General features: G+C 72.3%; 14 protein-coding genes. 5 read left to right on the top strand and 9 right to left on the bottom strand.

Features of this window, described 5'->3' with window-relative positions:
- The first annotated feature begins 126 nt into the window (after nt 1–126).
- Nucleotides 127–1,137, top strand: coding sequence for an LLM class flavin-dependent oxidoreductase (locus FVA95_RS06895; protein WP_149663502.1), 1,011 nt, complete (start codon nt 127–129; stop codon nt 1,135–1,137).
- Nucleotides 1,138–1,165: 28 nt separating this feature from the next.
- Here the strand turns inward: FVA95_RS06895 and FVA95_RS06890 are convergent, their stop codons facing one another.
- The 5 genes from FVA95_RS06890 to FVA95_RS06870 all read right to left on the bottom strand — a co-directional run bounded on the left by FVA95_RS06890 (nt 1,166) and on the right by FVA95_RS06870 (nt 6,744).
- Nucleotides 1,166–1,426: a hypothetical protein gene (locus FVA95_RS06890; RefSeq protein WP_020627336.1), complete on the bottom strand. Its 261-nt coding sequence runs from the start codon at nt 1,424–1,426 to the stop codon at nt 1,166–1,168.
- An 85-nt stretch (nt 1,427–1,511) separates the two neighbouring features.
- Nucleotides 1,512–3,122, bottom strand: coding sequence for a phosphoglycerate dehydrogenase (gene serA / locus FVA95_RS06885; protein WP_149663454.1), 1,611 nt, complete (start codon nt 3,120–3,122; stop codon nt 1,512–1,514).
- Nucleotides 3,123–3,382: 260 nt separating this feature from the next.
- Nucleotides 3,383–4,387 (bottom strand): ketol-acid reductoisomerase, encoded by a 1,005-nt coding sequence (gene ilvC / locus FVA95_RS06880; RefSeq protein ID WP_020627338.1) that lies wholly within the window; start codon nt 4,385–4,387, stop codon nt 3,383–3,385.
- Nucleotides 4,388–4,441: 54 nt separating this feature from the next.
- Nucleotides 4,442–4,951 (bottom strand): acetolactate synthase small subunit, encoded by a 510-nt coding sequence (gene ilvN / locus FVA95_RS06875; protein ID WP_060712994.1) that lies wholly within the window; start codon nt 4,949–4,951, stop codon nt 4,442–4,444.
- Entirely contained in the window at nt 4,948–6,744 is a 1,797-nt protein-coding gene (locus FVA95_RS06870) for an acetolactate synthase large subunit (protein ID WP_240051323.1), read from the bottom strand. The genes ilvN and FVA95_RS06870 overlap by 4 nt, the downstream gene beginning before the upstream one ends.
- A 426-nt stretch (nt 6,745–7,170) precedes the next feature.
- On the opposite strand from FVA95_RS06870, the gene FVA95_RS06865 reads away from it, so the two are divergent.
- From FVA95_RS06865 to FVA95_RS06850, 4 genes are all read left to right on the top strand, one after another.
- Complete coding sequence (locus tag FVA95_RS06865) at nt 7,171–7,716, top strand: PH domain-containing protein (protein ID WP_149663452.1); 546 nt, start codon at nt 7,171–7,173, stop codon at nt 7,714–7,716.
- A gap of 178 nt (nt 7,717–7,894) precedes the next feature.
- Complete coding sequence (gene ilvD, locus FVA95_RS06860) at nt 7,895–9,736, top strand: dihydroxy-acid dehydratase (RefSeq protein ID WP_149663451.1); 1,842 nt, start codon at nt 7,895–7,897, stop codon at nt 9,734–9,736.
- Nucleotides 9,737–9,807: 71 nt separating this feature from the next.
- Nucleotides 9,808–10,806: an aldo/keto reductase gene (locus FVA95_RS06855; RefSeq protein ID WP_370460839.1), complete on the top strand. Its 999-nt coding sequence runs from the start codon at nt 9,808–9,810 to the stop codon at nt 10,804–10,806.
- Between the two features lie 55 nt (nt 10,807–10,861).
- On the top strand, nt 10,862–12,244 hold the full coding sequence (locus FVA95_RS06850; protein WP_149663450.1) for an NAD-dependent succinate-semialdehyde dehydrogenase: 1,383 nt from the start codon (nt 10,862–10,864) through the stop codon (nt 12,242–12,244).
- A 21-nt stretch (nt 12,245–12,265) separates the two neighbouring features.
- Here the strand turns inward: FVA95_RS06850 and FVA95_RS06845 are convergent, their stop codons facing one another.
- From FVA95_RS06845 to FVA95_RS06830, 4 genes are all read right to left on the bottom strand, one after another.
- Nucleotides 12,266–13,492, bottom strand: coding sequence for a glycosyltransferase 87 family protein (locus tag FVA95_RS06845; protein WP_149663449.1), 1,227 nt, complete (start codon nt 13,490–13,492; stop codon nt 12,266–12,268).
- A gap of 75 nt (nt 13,493–13,567) precedes the next feature.
- A complete protein-coding gene (locus tag FVA95_RS06840) occupies nt 13,568–14,230 on the bottom strand; it encodes a response regulator transcription factor (RefSeq protein WP_205015781.1) in 663 nt (220 codons plus the stop codon).
- Nucleotides 14,227–15,417 (bottom strand): sensor histidine kinase, encoded by a 1,191-nt coding sequence (locus FVA95_RS06835; protein WP_149663448.1) that lies wholly within the window; start codon nt 15,415–15,417, stop codon nt 14,227–14,229. Before FVA95_RS06835 ends, FVA95_RS06840 begins: the two co-directional genes overlap by 4 nt.
- A gap of 90 nt (nt 15,418–15,507) precedes the next feature.
- A partial coding sequence (locus tag FVA95_RS06830) for a transposase (RefSeq protein ID WP_193564307.1) occupies nt 15,508–15,899 on the bottom strand: 392 nt, incomplete at its 5' end.

The raw sequence follows: 15,899 nt of genomic DNA, 5'->3' as shown, positions 1-15,899 counted from the left end.
GGAGTACCCGCGACACACGGCCGTTCCGGGGACTCCGGCGCGTGTCGAGGGGTGCGACGACGGCCGCGACCGTCACCTGTGCGGGTGACGGGGAAGAAGCGCGACGACGTCGTCGTTGCCCCGGACGTGCCCACGCCCGACCGCCCGCTGCGTCGCCTCGGCTTCCTCACCATCGGTTCCTTCGACGGCGACGACCCGCGCCCCGGACACGAGACGACCCTGGAGATGATCGCCCTGGGCGAGCGTCTGGGGTTCGACTCGGCCTTCGTCCGGCACCGTCACCTGCAGTTCGGCATCTCCTCGCCGGTCGCGGTGCTCGCCGCGGCGACCCAGCGGACCTCACGGATCGAGCTCGGGACGGCCGTGGTCCCGCTGGGCTGGGAGAACCCGCTGCGTCTCGCCGAGGACCTGGCGACCGTCGACGTGCTCTCCGGCGGCCGGCTCAACCCGGGTGTCTCGGTCGGGCCGCCGATGCAGTGGGAGCACGTGCGGGACGCGCTCTACCCGGACACCGCCGACGTCGAGGACTTCGGCCGCGAGCGGGTGTCGAGGCTGCTGCGCCTGGTCCGCGGGGAGCGGGCGAGCACCTTCTCCGGGACGGTCGGGATCGAGTCCTTCTCCGAGCGGGTGCAGCCGCACTCCCCCGGTCTGGCCGGACGCATGTGGTACGGCGCGGGCAGCGACTCCTCCGCCGTCTGGGCCGCGGAGCAGGGGCTCAACCTGCTCACGAGCAACGTGGTCCGCAGCGGCGGGGAGAGCGACTTCGCCGCGATCCAGTCCCGGCAGATCCGCGCCTACCGCGCGGCGAACCCGGCGGGACGGGTGTCGCAGGGGCTGGTCGTCGTCCCCACCGACTCCGCGACGCCTGCCCAGCGCGAGCGCTACGCCGCCTACGCCGGGGAACGCGACGCCAGGGTCGGCGTCCCGCAGGGCCCGGCCGGGCTGCTGTTCGCCCGCGACCTGGTCGGCACCTCCGCCGAGATCGCCGAGCGTCTGTGGGCCGACGCCGGGTTCCGGGAGGTCGACGAGGCGGTGTTCGCGCTGCCGTTCGGCTTCCCGCACGACGACTACGTCCAGATCGTCACCGACATCGCCGGCGCGCTCGGACCGGCACTGGGCTGGACCCCGCGCGGCTGACCCGCCCCGGCGGCCGGCCGCCCCGGGCTCAGTGCCCGGCGCGCGGCAGCGACCGGCGGGCCCGCACCCGGCCCGGTGCCTCGATCAGCCCGACGAGCGCGGCGAGGACCACGAGCATGCCGGGGCCGATCGTCATCGTCGCCGACGGCGGCCCGGTCACGATCGCCATCACCGACACGACGTAGGGCACGGTCAGCGACAGCCCGGTGACGAACCCGACGCCGAGCAGCACCAGGCACGCGACGCCGATCGCCGCACCGGCCAGCACCAGCGCTCGCAGCCAGCTCACTGGAGTACTCCCTCTCGACGTGGCGAGCGGACACGATCCCACGCCGGGCCCGGCCGGCACAGGTCCGTTCCCGCGATCCGGGACGTCAGTCGTCGAAGGAGATCAACCGGATCGTCCGGGCGCCGACCGAGGCGCCGATCGGCTCCAGCACCGCCGGGTCGATCTGGCGGTCCACCCGCAGCAGCATGATGGCGTCGGTGCCGTCGGTGGTCTGCGAGATCTGGGCGGCCTCGATGTTGACCGCGGCCTCCCCCAGCAGCGACCCGACCCGGCCCATCACGCCGGGGCGGTCGGCGTACTCCAGCAGCACGACCTCGCCCTCGGCGCGCAGGTCGAAGTGCCGTCCGTTGATCTCGACGAGCTTCTCGACCTCGGCACGGCCGGTCAGGGTGCCGGACACGGTGACCTTCTCGCCGTCGGGCATGGCGCCGCGCAGCTGCACCACGCTGCGGTGGTTGGCGCTCTCCGGACTGGTGGTGATCTCCACGGCGACCCCGCGCTCCTCGGCGAGCTGCGGCACGTTCACGAAGGTCACCTGGTCCTCGACGACGTGGGTGAACACCCCGCGCAGCGCGGCCAGCCCGAGGACCTGGACGTCCTCGCTGGCCAGCTCGCCCGCGACGTCGACGGTGACCGAGGTCGGGGTCCGCCCGGCGACGGCGTGCAGCGTGGTGCCCAGCTTCTGCACCAGCGGCAGCCAGGGCCGGACCTCCTCGCCGACGGCGCCGTGGATCTGCACGTTGACCGCGTCCGGCACGAACTCCCCGGCCAGCGCCAGCTGCACCGAGCGGGCCACGTCGGTCCCGGCCCGGTCCTGCGCCTCGGTGGTGGAGGCACCCAGGTGCGGGGTGACGACGACGTTCTCCAGCTCGAACAGCGGGCTGGACGTGGTCGGCTCGGTGACGTAGACGTCGATCCCGGCGCCACCGACGTGCCCGGAGCGGACCGCCTCGGCCAGGGCGTCCTCGTCGATCAGGCCACCGCGGGCGGCGTTGACGAGGAGCACCCCGGGCTTGGTGAGCGCGAGCTGGTCCTTGCCGATGAGCCCGAGCGTCTCCGGGGTCTTCGGCAGGTGCACGGTGATCATGTCCGCGGTGCGGAGCAGATCGTCGAGGCTCAGCAGCTCGATGCCGAGCTGGGCGGCGCGCGACGGCGCGATGTAGGGGTCGTAGGCGACCAGCGTCATGCCGAACGCGGCGAGGCGCTGCGCGACGAGCTGGCCGATCTTGCCGAGACCGACGATGCCGACGGTCTTGCCACCCAGTTCGACCCCGCCGTAGGACGAGCGCCGCCACTCACCCGAGCGCAGCGCGGCGTCCGCCGCCGGGATGTGGCGCGCGGTCGCGAGCAGCAGCGCGATGGCGTGCTCGGCGGCGGAGACGATGTTGGAGGTCGGGGCGTTGACGACCATCACCCCGCGCGAAGTGGCGGCGGGGACGTCCACGTTGTCCAGGCCGACCCCGGCCCGCGCGACGACCTTGAGACGGCCGGCCGCGGCCAGGGCCTCGGCGTCGACCCGGGTGGCGGACCGGACCAGGAGCGCGTCGGCGTCGGCGAGTGCCGCCAGCAGGGCCGGACGGTCGGTGCCGTCGACGCGGCGGATCTCGACGCCGTCACCGAGCAGCTCGACGGCGGAGGGCGCGAGCATCTCCGCGAGCAGGACGACGGGACGGTGGTCGGTGGCTGCGGTGCTCACGGTGTGCGAGTGCTCCCCGAGGTCGGTGCGCGAACGTCGACCATCCTAGGACCGCGCGGGCCGCCGCGGACCGGGACGGACGGACGGGTCGTCGCGCGGCACACCCCCGAACGCGCGAAACCCCCGCCCGGTGTCGCCGGTACGGGGGTTTCGCGTCGCCTGGTCCGGATGGGTGCGTCCGGACCCGGGCATCCGCGGGCCGTCTGGGGCCCGGGCGGATTCATCCTGCCGGACGCGCCCGGCAGAGGGTCATACGAGGGTCACTTGGCCTTCTCGCCGACCCAGCTCATCAGACCGCGGAGCTTCTCACCGACCTGCTCGATCGGGTGCTCGGCGCCCTGCTGCTGCAGCTTGGTGTAGTTGCCGCGGCCGGCCTCGTCCTCGGCCACCCACTCGCGGGCGAAGGTGCCGTCCTGGATCTCGCCCAGGATCTTCTGCATCTCGGCCTTGACCGCGGGCGTGATGACGCGCGGGCCGCGGGTGAGGTCGCCGTACTCGGCGGTGTCGGAGATGGAGAAGCGCTCGTTGGCGATGCCGCCCTCGTACATGAGGTCGACGATCAGCTTGAGCTCGTGCAGGCACTCGAAGTAGGCGATCTCCGGGGCGTAGCCGGCCTCGGTCAGCACCTCGAAACCGGTCTGGACCAGCGCGGCGGCACCGCCGCAGAGCACGGCCTGCTCACCGAACAGGTCGGTCTCGGTCTCCTCCTTGAAGGTGGTCTCGATGACGCCCGCGCGGGCACCGCCGATCCCGGCCGCGTAGGAGAGCGCGAGCGCCTTGGCGTTGCCCGAGGCGTCCTGCTCGACGGCGATCAGGGCGGGGACGCCCTTGCCGTCGACGAACTGGCGCCGGACCAGGTGGCCCGGGCCCTTCGGGGCGACCATGGCGACGTCGACGTTCGCCGGGGGCTTGATCAGCTCGTAGCGGATGTTGAAGCCGTGCCCGAAGAACAGCGCGTCGCCGTCCTTCAGGTTCGGCTCGATGTCCTGGGCGTAGATGAAGCGCTGCTTGGTGTCGGGCGCCAGGACCATGATCACGTCCGCCCAGGCGGAGACCTCGGCCGGCGTGCCGACCTCGAGTCCCTCGTCGGCGGCCTTCTGCCGGGACTTGGAGCCCTCGGGCAGACCGATCTTCACCTCGACCCCGGAGTCACGCAGCGACAGCGAGTGCGCGTGCCCCTGGGAGCCGTAGCCGATCACGGCGACCTTGCGGCCCTGGATGATCGACAGGTCGGCGTCGGCGTCGTAGTAGATGTTGACACTCATGGCTCTGGGACGGTTCCTCTCAGGGGGTGTGTAGCCGTCGGCTACGCGGTCTGTCTAACGGACGGCCGCGGCGGTGATGGACCGGGGGCCGCGGCCGACGGCCACCATCCCGGACTTCACCATCTCGCGGATCCCGTAGGGCTCCAGCATGCGCAGGAGCGCGGTGAGCTTGTCGGCCGAACCGGTGGCCTCGACGGTCAGTGCCTCCGGCGAGACGTCGACCACCTTGGCGCGGAACAGCTGCACGGTCTCGACGACCTGGCTGCGCACCGTGGCGTCGGCCCGGACCTTGACCAGCAGCAGCTCGCGCTGCACCGAGGCGTCCGGCTCCAGCTCGACGATCTTGATGACGTGCACCAGCTTGTTGAGCTGCTTGGTGACCTGCTCCATCGGGAGCTCGTCCACCTCGACGACGATCGTCATCCGGGAGACATCGGGGTGCTCGGTCGGGCCCACGGCGAGGGAGTTGATGTTGAACCCGCGCCGGGAGAACAGCCCGGAGACCCGGGCCAGCACGCCCGGCTTGTCCTCGACCAGGACCGAGAGGGTGTGGAGCTCGCTCACTTCTCGCCCTCCAGGGCCTGCTCGGTGACGTCCGCGACCTGGTCCACCGAGGCGGCCAGCTCGTCGTGCTCGAACTCGGGCCGGATGTCGCGCCGGACGTTGATCTCGTCGTTGCTCATCCCCGCGGCGACCATCGGCCACACCTGGGCGTCGGCGCCGACGACGAACTCCACGACGACCGGCCGGTCGTTGATCTCCATGGCCTGGTGGATGACCCGGTCGACGTCCTCCTTGGACTCGACCCGCAGCCCCTCGCAGCCCATCGCCTGCGCGAGCATCGGGAAGTCCGGGATGCGCAGCTTGTGGGTGTTGAGGTCGGTGTTGGAGTACCGCTCGCCGTAGAACAGGTTCTGCCACTGGCGGACCATGCCGAGGTTGCCGTTGTTGATGACGGCGACCTTGATCGGGATGCCCTCGATCGCGCAGGTGGCGAGCTCCTGGTTGGTCATCTGGAAGCAGCCGTCGCCGTCGATGCACCAGACGACGGTGTCCGGCTCGCCGACCTTGGCGCCCATCGCGGCCGGGACCGCGTAGCCCATGGTCCCGAGCCCACCCGAGTTCAGCCAGGTCCGCGGCTTCTCGTACTTGACGAACTGGGCGGCCCACATCTGGTGCTGGCCGACCCCCGCGGCGTAGATCGCGTCGGGCCCGGCGATCGCGCCGATCCGCTCGATCACGTACTGCGGGGACAGCGCACCGTCGGTCGGCTCGTCGTAGCCGAGCGGGTAGCGGTCGCGCAGCCCACCGACCTGCTTCCACCAGGACGACAGGTCCGGCTCGCCGTGCTCGGCGCGGTCGGCACGGACGGCCTCGACCAGGTCGGCCAGGACCTCCTTGCAGTCCCCGACGATCGGCACGTCGGCGCGCCGGTTCTTGGAGATCTCGGCCGGGTCGATGTCGGCGTGGATGATCTTCGCCTCGGGGGCGAAGCTCTCCAGCTTGCCGGTGACCCGGTCGTCGAACCGGGAGCCGAGGGCAACCAGCAGGTCGGCGCGCTGCATCGCCGCGACCGCGGCGACGGTGCCGTGCATCCCGGGCATGCCCAGGTGCAGCGGGTGGCTGTCGGGGAACACACCGCGCGCCATCAGGGTGGTGACGACGGGCGCCCCGGTCAGCTCGGCCAGCTCCCGCAGCTCCTCGGCGGCCTCGGCCTTGAGGACGCCGCCGCCGACGTAGAGCACCGGCTTGGCCGACTCGCGGATGAGCCGGGCGGCCTCGCGGATCTGCTTGCCGTGCGGCCGGGTCGTCGGCCGGTAGCCGGGCAGCTGCAGCTCCGGGGGCCAGGAGAACGTGGTCTGCTCCTGCAGCACGTCCTTCGGGATGTCCACCAGGACCGGGCCGGGCCGGCCGGTGGACGCCAGGTGGAAGGCCTCGGCGATCGCGCGCGGGATCTCCGTCGCGTCGGTCACCAGCATGTTGTGCTTGGTCACCGGCATGGTGATGCCGGTGATGTCGGCCTCCTGGAAGGCGTCGGTGCCGATCAGCGGCCGGGTCTGCTGACCCGTGATGGCCACCAGCGGCACCGAGTCCATGTGGGCGTCCGCGATCGGGGTGACCAGGTTCGTGGCCCCCGGTCCGGACGTCGCCATGCAGACCCCGACCTTGCCGGTGGCCTGCGCGTAACCGGTCGCAGCGTGTCCGGCGCCCTGCTCGTGGCGGACGAGGATGTGACGCACCTTCGTCGAGTCCAGGAGCGGGTCGTAGGCGGGCAGGATCGTCCCGCCGGGCAGCCCGAAGACGACCTCGCAGCCGATCTCCTCGAGCGAACGCACCAGGGACTGGGCGCCGGTCATGGGCTCGTCCACGATCCGCGGACCGGGGACGGCGGTGTCGGCGAGAACAGAGGTGTGACTGCGGGACGTCGTGGTGCCGGCCGGAACGGCGGACCGGCCGGGCGGCGGGCCCGGCTTCGGGCCGGACGAGCCGGACTTGGCGGGGACGGTGGTCATCTGGGTCTGCCTCGCTGGAGATCGTGTCGATCAGATGCCGGACATGGGCTGGACATGAAAAAAACCCCCGCCGCCCGGTTGCTCCGGGCGCTGCGAGGGTGAGCGCGTCGTCGTTCGACATGGTCGAACTCAGGCGACGACGCGCCCAAGAAGTACGAGAATTCGAACGGCGAACATGGGTCGACGCTAGCACGCGTCCCACGGACGGAGTCAAACGACCCCACCCGTCCGGGCCGCCGTCACCCCGCCCCTGTTTGCCACACTGGGGTCGTGAGCAGCACCGACGACCACGCCGTCCCCGCCGACACCGCCTCCGCCCCCGCACCGCGGGCCACGGCGGCGTCCCAGCAGGTGGACAGCGAGCTGGCGTGGACCCCACGGGTCCGCGACGAGGGCCGCAAGCTCCGCGTGGGCTCGCGCGCGCTGGTGTTCAAGCCGAGCCGGCTGACCATCTTCGCCATCCTGGTCGCGGTCGTCGGGTCGACGCCGCTGGTGTTCAGCCTGCCGTGGTTCTGGGTCGTGCTCGTGCTGTCGGTGGCGGCGATCGTCTGGATCCTGCGGGTCCGCACCACCGTGGACCCGGAGACGCTGACCGTGCGCAGCGCGTTCTCCTCGCGCACCGTGGACTGGGACGACGTGCGCGGTCTGCGGATCGGCTCGCGCTCGCGGGTCAGCGCGGTGCTGGGCGAGGACGACGACCTCGTCCTGCCCGCGGTGCACGCACGCGACCTGCCCGCGCTCTCGGTCGCCAGCGGGGGCCGCTTCGCCGACCCGGCCGCGGTGACCGAGCCGGAGGACCCGGCCGAGGGTCACTGACGACACCGACGCCCGTCGCGGGGCGTACGGTTGCGGGCGATCGGCCCGCCGGCCGGCGGGACGCGACCCGCCCCGCCGCCGTCGCGCCGCACCCCGGGCGGCTCGCGCCCACGCTCCGCGACGCGCCCACCGGGGTCCCCTCACGAACCACCACGGAAGACCCGGCTGGAGAAGACCGATGCCCGCCCTGCGTTCCCGCGTCACCACCCACGGTCGCAACGCCGCCGGAGCGCGTTCGCTCTGGCGCGCGACCGGCATGGGTGACGACGACTTCGGCAAGCCGATCGTCGCGATCGCCAACTCCTACACCCAGTTCGTGCCCGGCCACGTGCACCTCAAGGACATGGGTGACCTCGTCGCGGGCGCGATCAAGGAGGCGGGCGGGGTCGCCAAGGAGTTCAACACGATCGCCGTCGACGACGGCATCGCGATGGGTCACGGCGGGATGCTCTACTCGCTGCCCAGCCGCGAGATCATCGCCGACGCGGTGGAGTACATGGTCAACGGCCACGCCGCCGACGCCCTGGTGTGCATCTCCAACTGCGACAAGATCACGCCGGGCATGCTGAACGCCGCGATGCGGCTCAACATCCCGACCGTGTTCGTCTCCGGCGGGCCGATGGAGGCCGGCAAGGCGGTCGTCGTCGGCGGGGTCGCGCAGGCCCCCACCGACCTGATCACCGCGATCTCGGCGTCCGCGTCGTCGGAGGTGGACGACGCCGGCCTCGCCGAGGTCGAGCGCTCGGCCTGCCCGACCTGCGGGTCCTGCTCCGGGATGTTCACCGCGAACTCGATGAACTGCCTCACCGAGGCCCTCGGGCTCTCGCTGCCGGGCAACGGCTCCACGCTGGCCACCCACGCCGCGCGCCGCGAGCTGTTCCTGAACGCGGGCCGCACCGTGATGGACCTGGCGACCCGCTGGTACCGCGACGACGACGCCTCCGCGCTGCCCCGCAACATCGCCACCCGTGAGGCGTTCGAGAACGCGATGGCCCTCGACGTCGCGATGGGCGGCTCCACCAACACGGTGCTGCACATCCTGGCCGCCGCCCAGGAGGGCGAGATCGACTTCGACCTGGCCGCGATCGACGCGATCTCCCGGCGGGTGCCGTGCCTGTCCAAGGTCGCACCGAACTCGGACTACCACATGGAGGACGTCCACCGGGCCGGTGGCATCCCCGCCCTGCTGGGCGAGCTGTGGCGGGCCGGGCTGCTCAACACCGGGGTGCACACGGTGCACTCCCCCTCGCTGGAGCAGTGGCTCACCGAGTGGGACATCCGGTCGTCGGCGCCGTCGGAGACCGCGGTCGAGCTCTACCACGCCGCGCCGGGCGGGGTCCGGACCACGCAGGCGTTCTCCACCGAGAACCGCTGGTCGAGCCTCGACACCGACGCCGCGGGCGGCTGCATCCGCGACATCGAGCACGCCTACTCCGCCGACGGCGGCCTGGCCGTGCTGCGCGGCAACCTCTCGGTCGACGGCGCCGTGATCAAGACCGCGGGCATCCCCGAGGACATCTGGGAGTTCGAGGGCCCGGCCGTGGTGCTGGAAAGCCAGGAGGAGGCCGTCTCGGCGATCCTCAAGAAGGAGATCAAGCCCGGCGACGTGCTGGTCATCCGCTACGAGGGCCCCGCCGGCGGGCCGGGCATGCAGGAGATGCTGCACCCGACCGCCTTCCTCAAGGGCGCCGGTCTGGGCAGGGTCTGCGCCCTGATCACCGACGGCCGGTTCTCCGGTGGCTCGTCGGGCATCTCGGTCGGCCACGTCTCCCCCGAGGCGGCCGCCGGCGGCACGATCGGCCTGGTCGAGAACGGCGACCGGATCCGGCTCGACGTCCGCGCCCGGTCCCTGGAGCTGCTCGTCGGCCCCGAGGTGCTCGCCGACCGGCGCGCCAAGATGGAGTCCTCCGAGCGGCCGTGGCAGCCCGTGGACCGGCAGCGCGTCGTGTCGAAGGCGCTGCGCGCCTACGCCCACATGGCGACCAGCGCCGACACCGGGGCGGTCCGTCGCATCCCCTGACCCCCGGCACGCACGACGGCCCCGGTCCGCTCCGATGCGGGCCGGGGCCGTCCGCGTCTAGGTTGGTCGGCATGGCCACCGGAATGAGCCTCGGCACCCGTCGTCTCGGCGATCTCACCGTCTCCGCCCAGGGCCTGGGCTGCATGGGCATGAGCCAGGCCTACGGCGACACCTCCGACCGCGCCGAGTCGATCGCGACGATCCACCGCGCCCTCGACCTGGGCGTCACCCTGCTCGACACCGCGAACGTCTACGGCGACGGCGCCAACGAGGAGCTCGTCGGCGCCGCGATCGCCGACCGCCGCGACCGCGTGGTCCTGGCCACGAAGTTCGGCATCACCCGCGACGCGGACGGCAACCAGGGCGCCCGGGGCGACGCCGCCTACGTGCGGCAGTGCGTCGAGGAGTCGCTGCGGCGCCTGCGCGTCGACCACATCGACCTGTACTACCAGCACCGGGTCGACCCGGACACCCCCGTCGAGGAGACCGTCGGCGCGCTCGTCGGGCTGATCGAGGAGGGGAAGATCCGCCACTACGGCCTGTCCGAGTGCGGTGCGGACACGCTGCGCCGCGCGCACGCGGTGCACCCGCCGGCCGCGGTGCAGTCGGAGTGGTCGCTGTGGACCCGCGACATCGAGGGCTCCGTCGCGCCCACCTGCGCGGAGCTCGGGGTCGGCGTCGTGCCGTTCTCCCCGCTGGGCCGCGGCTTCCTGACCGGCGCGATCACCTCGACCGGTCAGTTCGGCGAGGGCGACATGCGCCGCGGTCTGCCCCGCTTCTCCGAGGAGAACCTGGCCGCGAACCTCGCGATCGTCGACGCGCTGAAGGCCGTCGCACAGCGCCGTGGGGTCACCGCCGGGCAGCTCGCGCTGGCCTGGGTGCAGAGCCGCGGGGAGCACGTCGTCCCGATCCCGGGCACCAAGCGGCGCACCTACCTGGAGCAGAACGTCGAGGCGGCGACGCTGGAGCTGACCACGCAGGAGCTGGCCGAGATCGAGGCCGCCGCACCGGCGTCCGCGGTCGCGGGCGAGCGCTACCCGGAGCACCTGCAGCGCAACGTCGGGCGTTGACTCTGCGACGACTCTGCGATGTTTGCCCGTTTCCGAGGAAGGACACCCGTCGTACATGACCTCCTACGTCACGACCAACCCCGCCACCGGGAAGACCGAGAACGAGTTCCCCGAGCTCACCGACGCCGAGGTCGGTGACGTCCTGCGCCGGGTCACCGAGGCGTTCCCGTCCTGGCGTTCGACCCCGGTCACGGACCGGGCGCAGATCCTGGTCCGGGTCGCCGAGGCCTACGAGGCCCGCCGTGACGAGCTCGCCACCCTGATCGCGACCGAGATGGGCAAGCCGGTCCGGGAGGCCGCGGGCGAGGTGGCGCTGGCGGCGTCGATCTACCGCTGGTACGCCGAGCACGGCCCGGAGCTGCTGGAGCAGGAGACGCTCGACCCGCAGGGCGCCGCGGAGTCGGTGGTGCAGACCGAGCCGGTCGGGCCGCTGATCGGCGTCATGCCGTGGAACTTCCCCTGCTACCAGGTGGCGCGCTTCGTCGCGCCGAACCTGATGGTGGGCAACACGATCGTCCTCAAGCACGCCCCGATCTGCGCGGCGTCCGCCGCGGTGATGGCCGAGATCTTCCACGACGCCGGCGTCCCGGCCGACGTCTACGTCAACGTGTACGCGACCAACGACCAGATCGCGGAGATGATCGCCGACCCGCGGGTGCGCGGGATCTCGCTGACCGGCAGCGAGCGGGCCGGTGCCGCGGTCGCCGAGACCGCGGGCCGGAACCTGAAGAAGGCCGTGCTGGAGCTGGGCGGCTCGGACGCCCTCATCGTGCTCGACGACGCCGACATCGCCCGCACCGCGAAGGTCGCCGCCCGGGCCCGCCTGATGAACGCAGGCCAGGCCTGCAACTCCCCGAAGCGGATGATCGTGCCGAACGACAAGGTCGAGGAGTTCGTGTCGGTGCTGGTCTCGACGTTCGAGTCGACCGAACCGGGCGACCCGACCGACCCCGGCACCCGGCTCGGCCCGCTGTCCTCGGTCACCGCCCGCGACGGCGTCGCCGAGCAGGTGCGTCGCGCCGTGGAGCAGGGCGCCACCCTGCACACCGGCGGCGACGTCGTCGACGGCGACGGCGCCTTCCTCCGCCCCGCGGTCCTGACCGGCGTCACTAAGGACATGGACGCCTATTCCGAGGAGATCTTCGGCCCGGTGGCGGTGGTGTACGGCGTCGACTCCGTCGACGAGGCCGTCACCCTGGCCAACGACGTGGACTTCGGGCTCAGCGGATCGGTGTGGAGCACCGACGCCGACCGCGCCCGGGAGGTCGCCGACCGCCTCGAGGTGAGCATGGCCTACGTCAACGAGCACGGCACCACGCTGCCCGGGCTCCCCTTCGGCGGGGTGAAGCGCTCCGGCTTCGGTCGCGAGCTGGGCCGCTGGGGCATGGGCGAGTTCGTCAACACCCGGCTGCGCCGCACGGCCAAGGCCCGCGACTGAGCGCACGCGCCGAGATGCACCTCAGGGCTGTCCGCGGACGCGCCCGGCAGCCGTGGGGTGCTTCTCGGCGACCGTGTCCCGCCGCAGGGACCACGCGATCACGACGAGGACGGCGAGTCCCCAGAGCGGGAGATGGGCGGCGACCAGCTGGTCCGGTACACCGCCGCTCCCGTTCCGGACCAGCCAGTGGGGCCCGATCGCGAACAACGGCACACCGGCGAGGAGCACCCCGCACAGCGCTCGGGAGCGCCGGGCGTGCTCAACCAGGACGGGCGCGAAGGCCAGGACCCAGACCCAGTGATGCGACCACGAGATCGGTGAGACCAGCGTCCCGGCGACGGCCAGTACCGCCGCTCCCAGCAGCGGGGCCCCCTCCCGTACGCAGCGCCGGGCCAGGACCAGCGCAGCCGCGCCCACCGCGGCGGCCGCCACGCACCACAGGCCGATCGTCACGGGGCCGGTCGCACCGGACCGGACCAGGATCCCGCGCAGGCTCTGGTTGTCGACGTAGCCGAGATCGAGCGGGATCCCCACCCCGCTGAGCCGGCCGGACCAGAAGGTGACCGAGTCCGCCGGAGCGAGCACCGCACCGAGCACGATCGACGCCGCGAAGGTGACCAGCGCGACGACGGCCCCCCGGCGGTCACCACGCAGGACCAGCCAGACCACGAAGACCAGCGGCGTCAGCTTGACCGCCGCCGCCAGTCCGATCGGCGCCCCGCGCCACCGGTCCCAGAACGCGCCCCGGGCGAGCAGCCCGGCAGCGACCAGCCCGACCAACACGATGTTGACCTGGCCGAGGAACAGCACCAACCGGACCGGGTCTGTCAGCAGCACCACCGGAGTCGCCGCTGCGAGCCACCGGGCCCGGACCGGTCGGCCCACCGCGCGCTGCATCGCCGCGCCCACGACCGGCACCAGCGCGGCCGACACCACGGTCAGCAGCGTGGCCGCGAGCGGCATCGGCACCGACGCGAGTGGGACGAACAGCACCGCCGCGATCGGCGGGTACACGAACGGCAGGGAATCGCCGTAGCCGGTCGGGAACACCTCGGTGTAGAGCGGCCGCCCCGTCAGCCACGCCTGGGCCGCCTGGCAGTACACGTCGAGGTCGATCCGGTACTGGGCCGTCCACCCGGTCGACAGGAGCCCGATGCCCTCGACCCCGTGCAGGAACAGGAAGACCACGCCCACCGATGCGGCGAACGTCGCGAGCGGCAGCACCGGTCCGGGGCGCGAGAGCAGCATGACGGCACGGTCCGGTGGTGAAGGGGGCCGAGGCGTCACCCCGGGGCGGGAACCCCGTCCGGCTCTCCAGGGGGATCAGCGCCCCGGTTCGACCAGTCCGCTCTCGTAGGCGACCACGACGGCCTGGGCCCGGTCGCGCAGGTGCAGCTTGGCGAACAGCCTCCCTACGTGCGACTTGACCGTCTCCTCCGCGACGACCAGGTCAGCGGCGATCTCGCGGTTCGACAGGCCGCGGGCGATCAGCCGCAGCACGTCCCGTTCACGGGAGGTGAGTGCGGCCAGGCGTGCGGTCTGGGCACGTGACGGCGGGCGGTGGGCCGCGAACCGCTCGATCATCCGTCGGGTCACCGACGGCGCCAGCAGTGCGTCGCCGGCGGCGACCGTGCGCACCGCGGTGGCGAGCACGTCCGGCGGGGCGTCCTTCAGCAGGAACCCGCTCGCCCCGGCACGGAGCGCCTCGTAGACGTAGTCGTCGACGTCGAAGGTCGTCAACACGACGACACGGGGGCGATGGCCACGCGCGTCCGCCAGCAACTCCCGGGTGGCCGCGATGCCGTCGAGGACCGGCATCCGGACGTCCATCAGGACCACGTCGGGACGACGGTCCCGGACGACGGCGACCGCCTCCCGTCCGTCGGCCGCCTCGCCGAGGACGGTGATGTCCGGTTCCGCGTCCAGCAACGCCGCGAAGCCGGCACGCACCATGGCCTGGTCATCCACCACCACGACACCGATCACGTCGTCCCCCACGGCAGACGGGCCCGGACGACGAAACCGCCGTCGTCGGTCGGACCGCTCTCCAGCTTCCCGCCGAGCAGACGGGCGCGCTCGGCCATGGCTCGCAGCCCGGTCCCCGCACCGGGTGCCGGCACGGGCGGTGCGGGCGGGCGGTCGTTGGTGACCTCGACGCACACCGATCCACCGGGCGTCGCCGTGACCCGGACACCGATCGCGGCGCCCGCCGCGTGCCGGACGGCGTTGGCCAACGCCTCCTGCACGATCCGGTGCACCGAGACGGCGACGACGTCGGGGACGTGGTCGCCACCGTCCACGTCGAGGGCGACGGGGCAGCCGGCTCCTCGGGTGGCCTCGACCAGGGCCGGCAGGTCGGAGAGACCGGGCTGGGGCGCGTTCCCGGCCCGGTGCGGATCGTCGTCCGGGTCGTCGTCGCGCAGCACCCCGACCAGGCGACGCATGTCGGCGAGAGCGGACCGGGACAGGGCGGCGAGCTCGTCGAACTCGACGGCGGCCGAGTCGGGGACGCCCGGGATGCGTCGGGTCGCGCTGGCCGAGCGCACCGCCAGGACCGACAGGTGGTGGGCGACGACGTCGTGCAGCTCACGCCCGATACGGTTCCGCTCCGTCCGGAGTGCGCGCATCCGGAGTTCCTGCTGCTTGCCCACGAGTGCCGACCACCGGTTCCGGCTCCGGATCCCCACCGCGGCGGCCAGCAGCATCGAGACGATCCAGAGCACGGCGAGCTGCCACCACGGGCCCGTCCATTGCCCCGAGCCCAGCGAGACGACCGTCCGGAGTGTCGCGGCGAGCGCCATCAGACTCCCCAGGACGGCCGTGCTCCGCGGCCGCAGCGCCGACGCCGCGACGAGCAGGATCGCTGCCTGGGAGAGGTGGGTGTCCACCATCCAGGGAGGCGGTGCACCGCCGGGTCCCGGCCACGGAAGCTGCAGGAGCACCGTGGCCGCGAGCGCCCACCCCTGGCGGTCTCCGGCCACCATCAGGGCGAGCGCGAAACAGACCGCACGCACGAGCAGCAGAATGTCGTCGAGCTGCAGGAAGGTGACGACGGCCAGGGCCGCCACGCCCAGTGCCGCCGGCAGGAACGGCCATCGCGGCCAGACCCGGCGGCCGCTGTCCGGCCACCGCGGCATCCGCGCCGACCGCACGTCCGACCACAGGCCGCCCACGTCATCCACCCACGATCGCCCCGAACTCGTCCAGCGCCGCGGTCACCACGGCGAGGGTCTGTAACGAGAACGGTGGTTCCGGCGATGTTGTCAGTAGTGCTCGGCGCCCGGCCAGCGGTCACCGAAAGTGATGGCGAAGGCGTTGAGGACTGGCTTCCAGCGCATCATCCATCGGGTGTGGCCTCGTCCGGTCGGGTCGAGGCTGCGGGTGACAAGGTACAGACATTTCATCGCGGCCTGCTCGCTGGGGAAATGCCCTCGCGCTCGGACCGCTCGCCGGTAGCGGGCGTTCAACGATTCGATCGCGTTCGTCGTACAGATCACCCTCCGGACCTCGATGTCGTAGTCGAGGAACGGCATGAACTCGGTCCAGGCGTTACGCCACAAACGTATCATCGCCGGATAGGCTCGCCCCCACTCGTCATCGAGATCATCCAGCGCGGCTGCAGCGGCATCGGCGGTGGACGCGGTGTAAATAGCTC

Source organism: Pseudonocardia sp. EV170527-09 (assembly GCF_008369905.1).
In the GTDB taxonomy this organism is placed as follows: Bacteria; Actinomycetota; Actinomycetes; order Mycobacteriales; family Pseudonocardiaceae; genus Pseudonocardia.
Note: the sequence above shows the minus strand (reverse complement) of the source record. Positions and strands in the feature narration are given on the sequence as shown.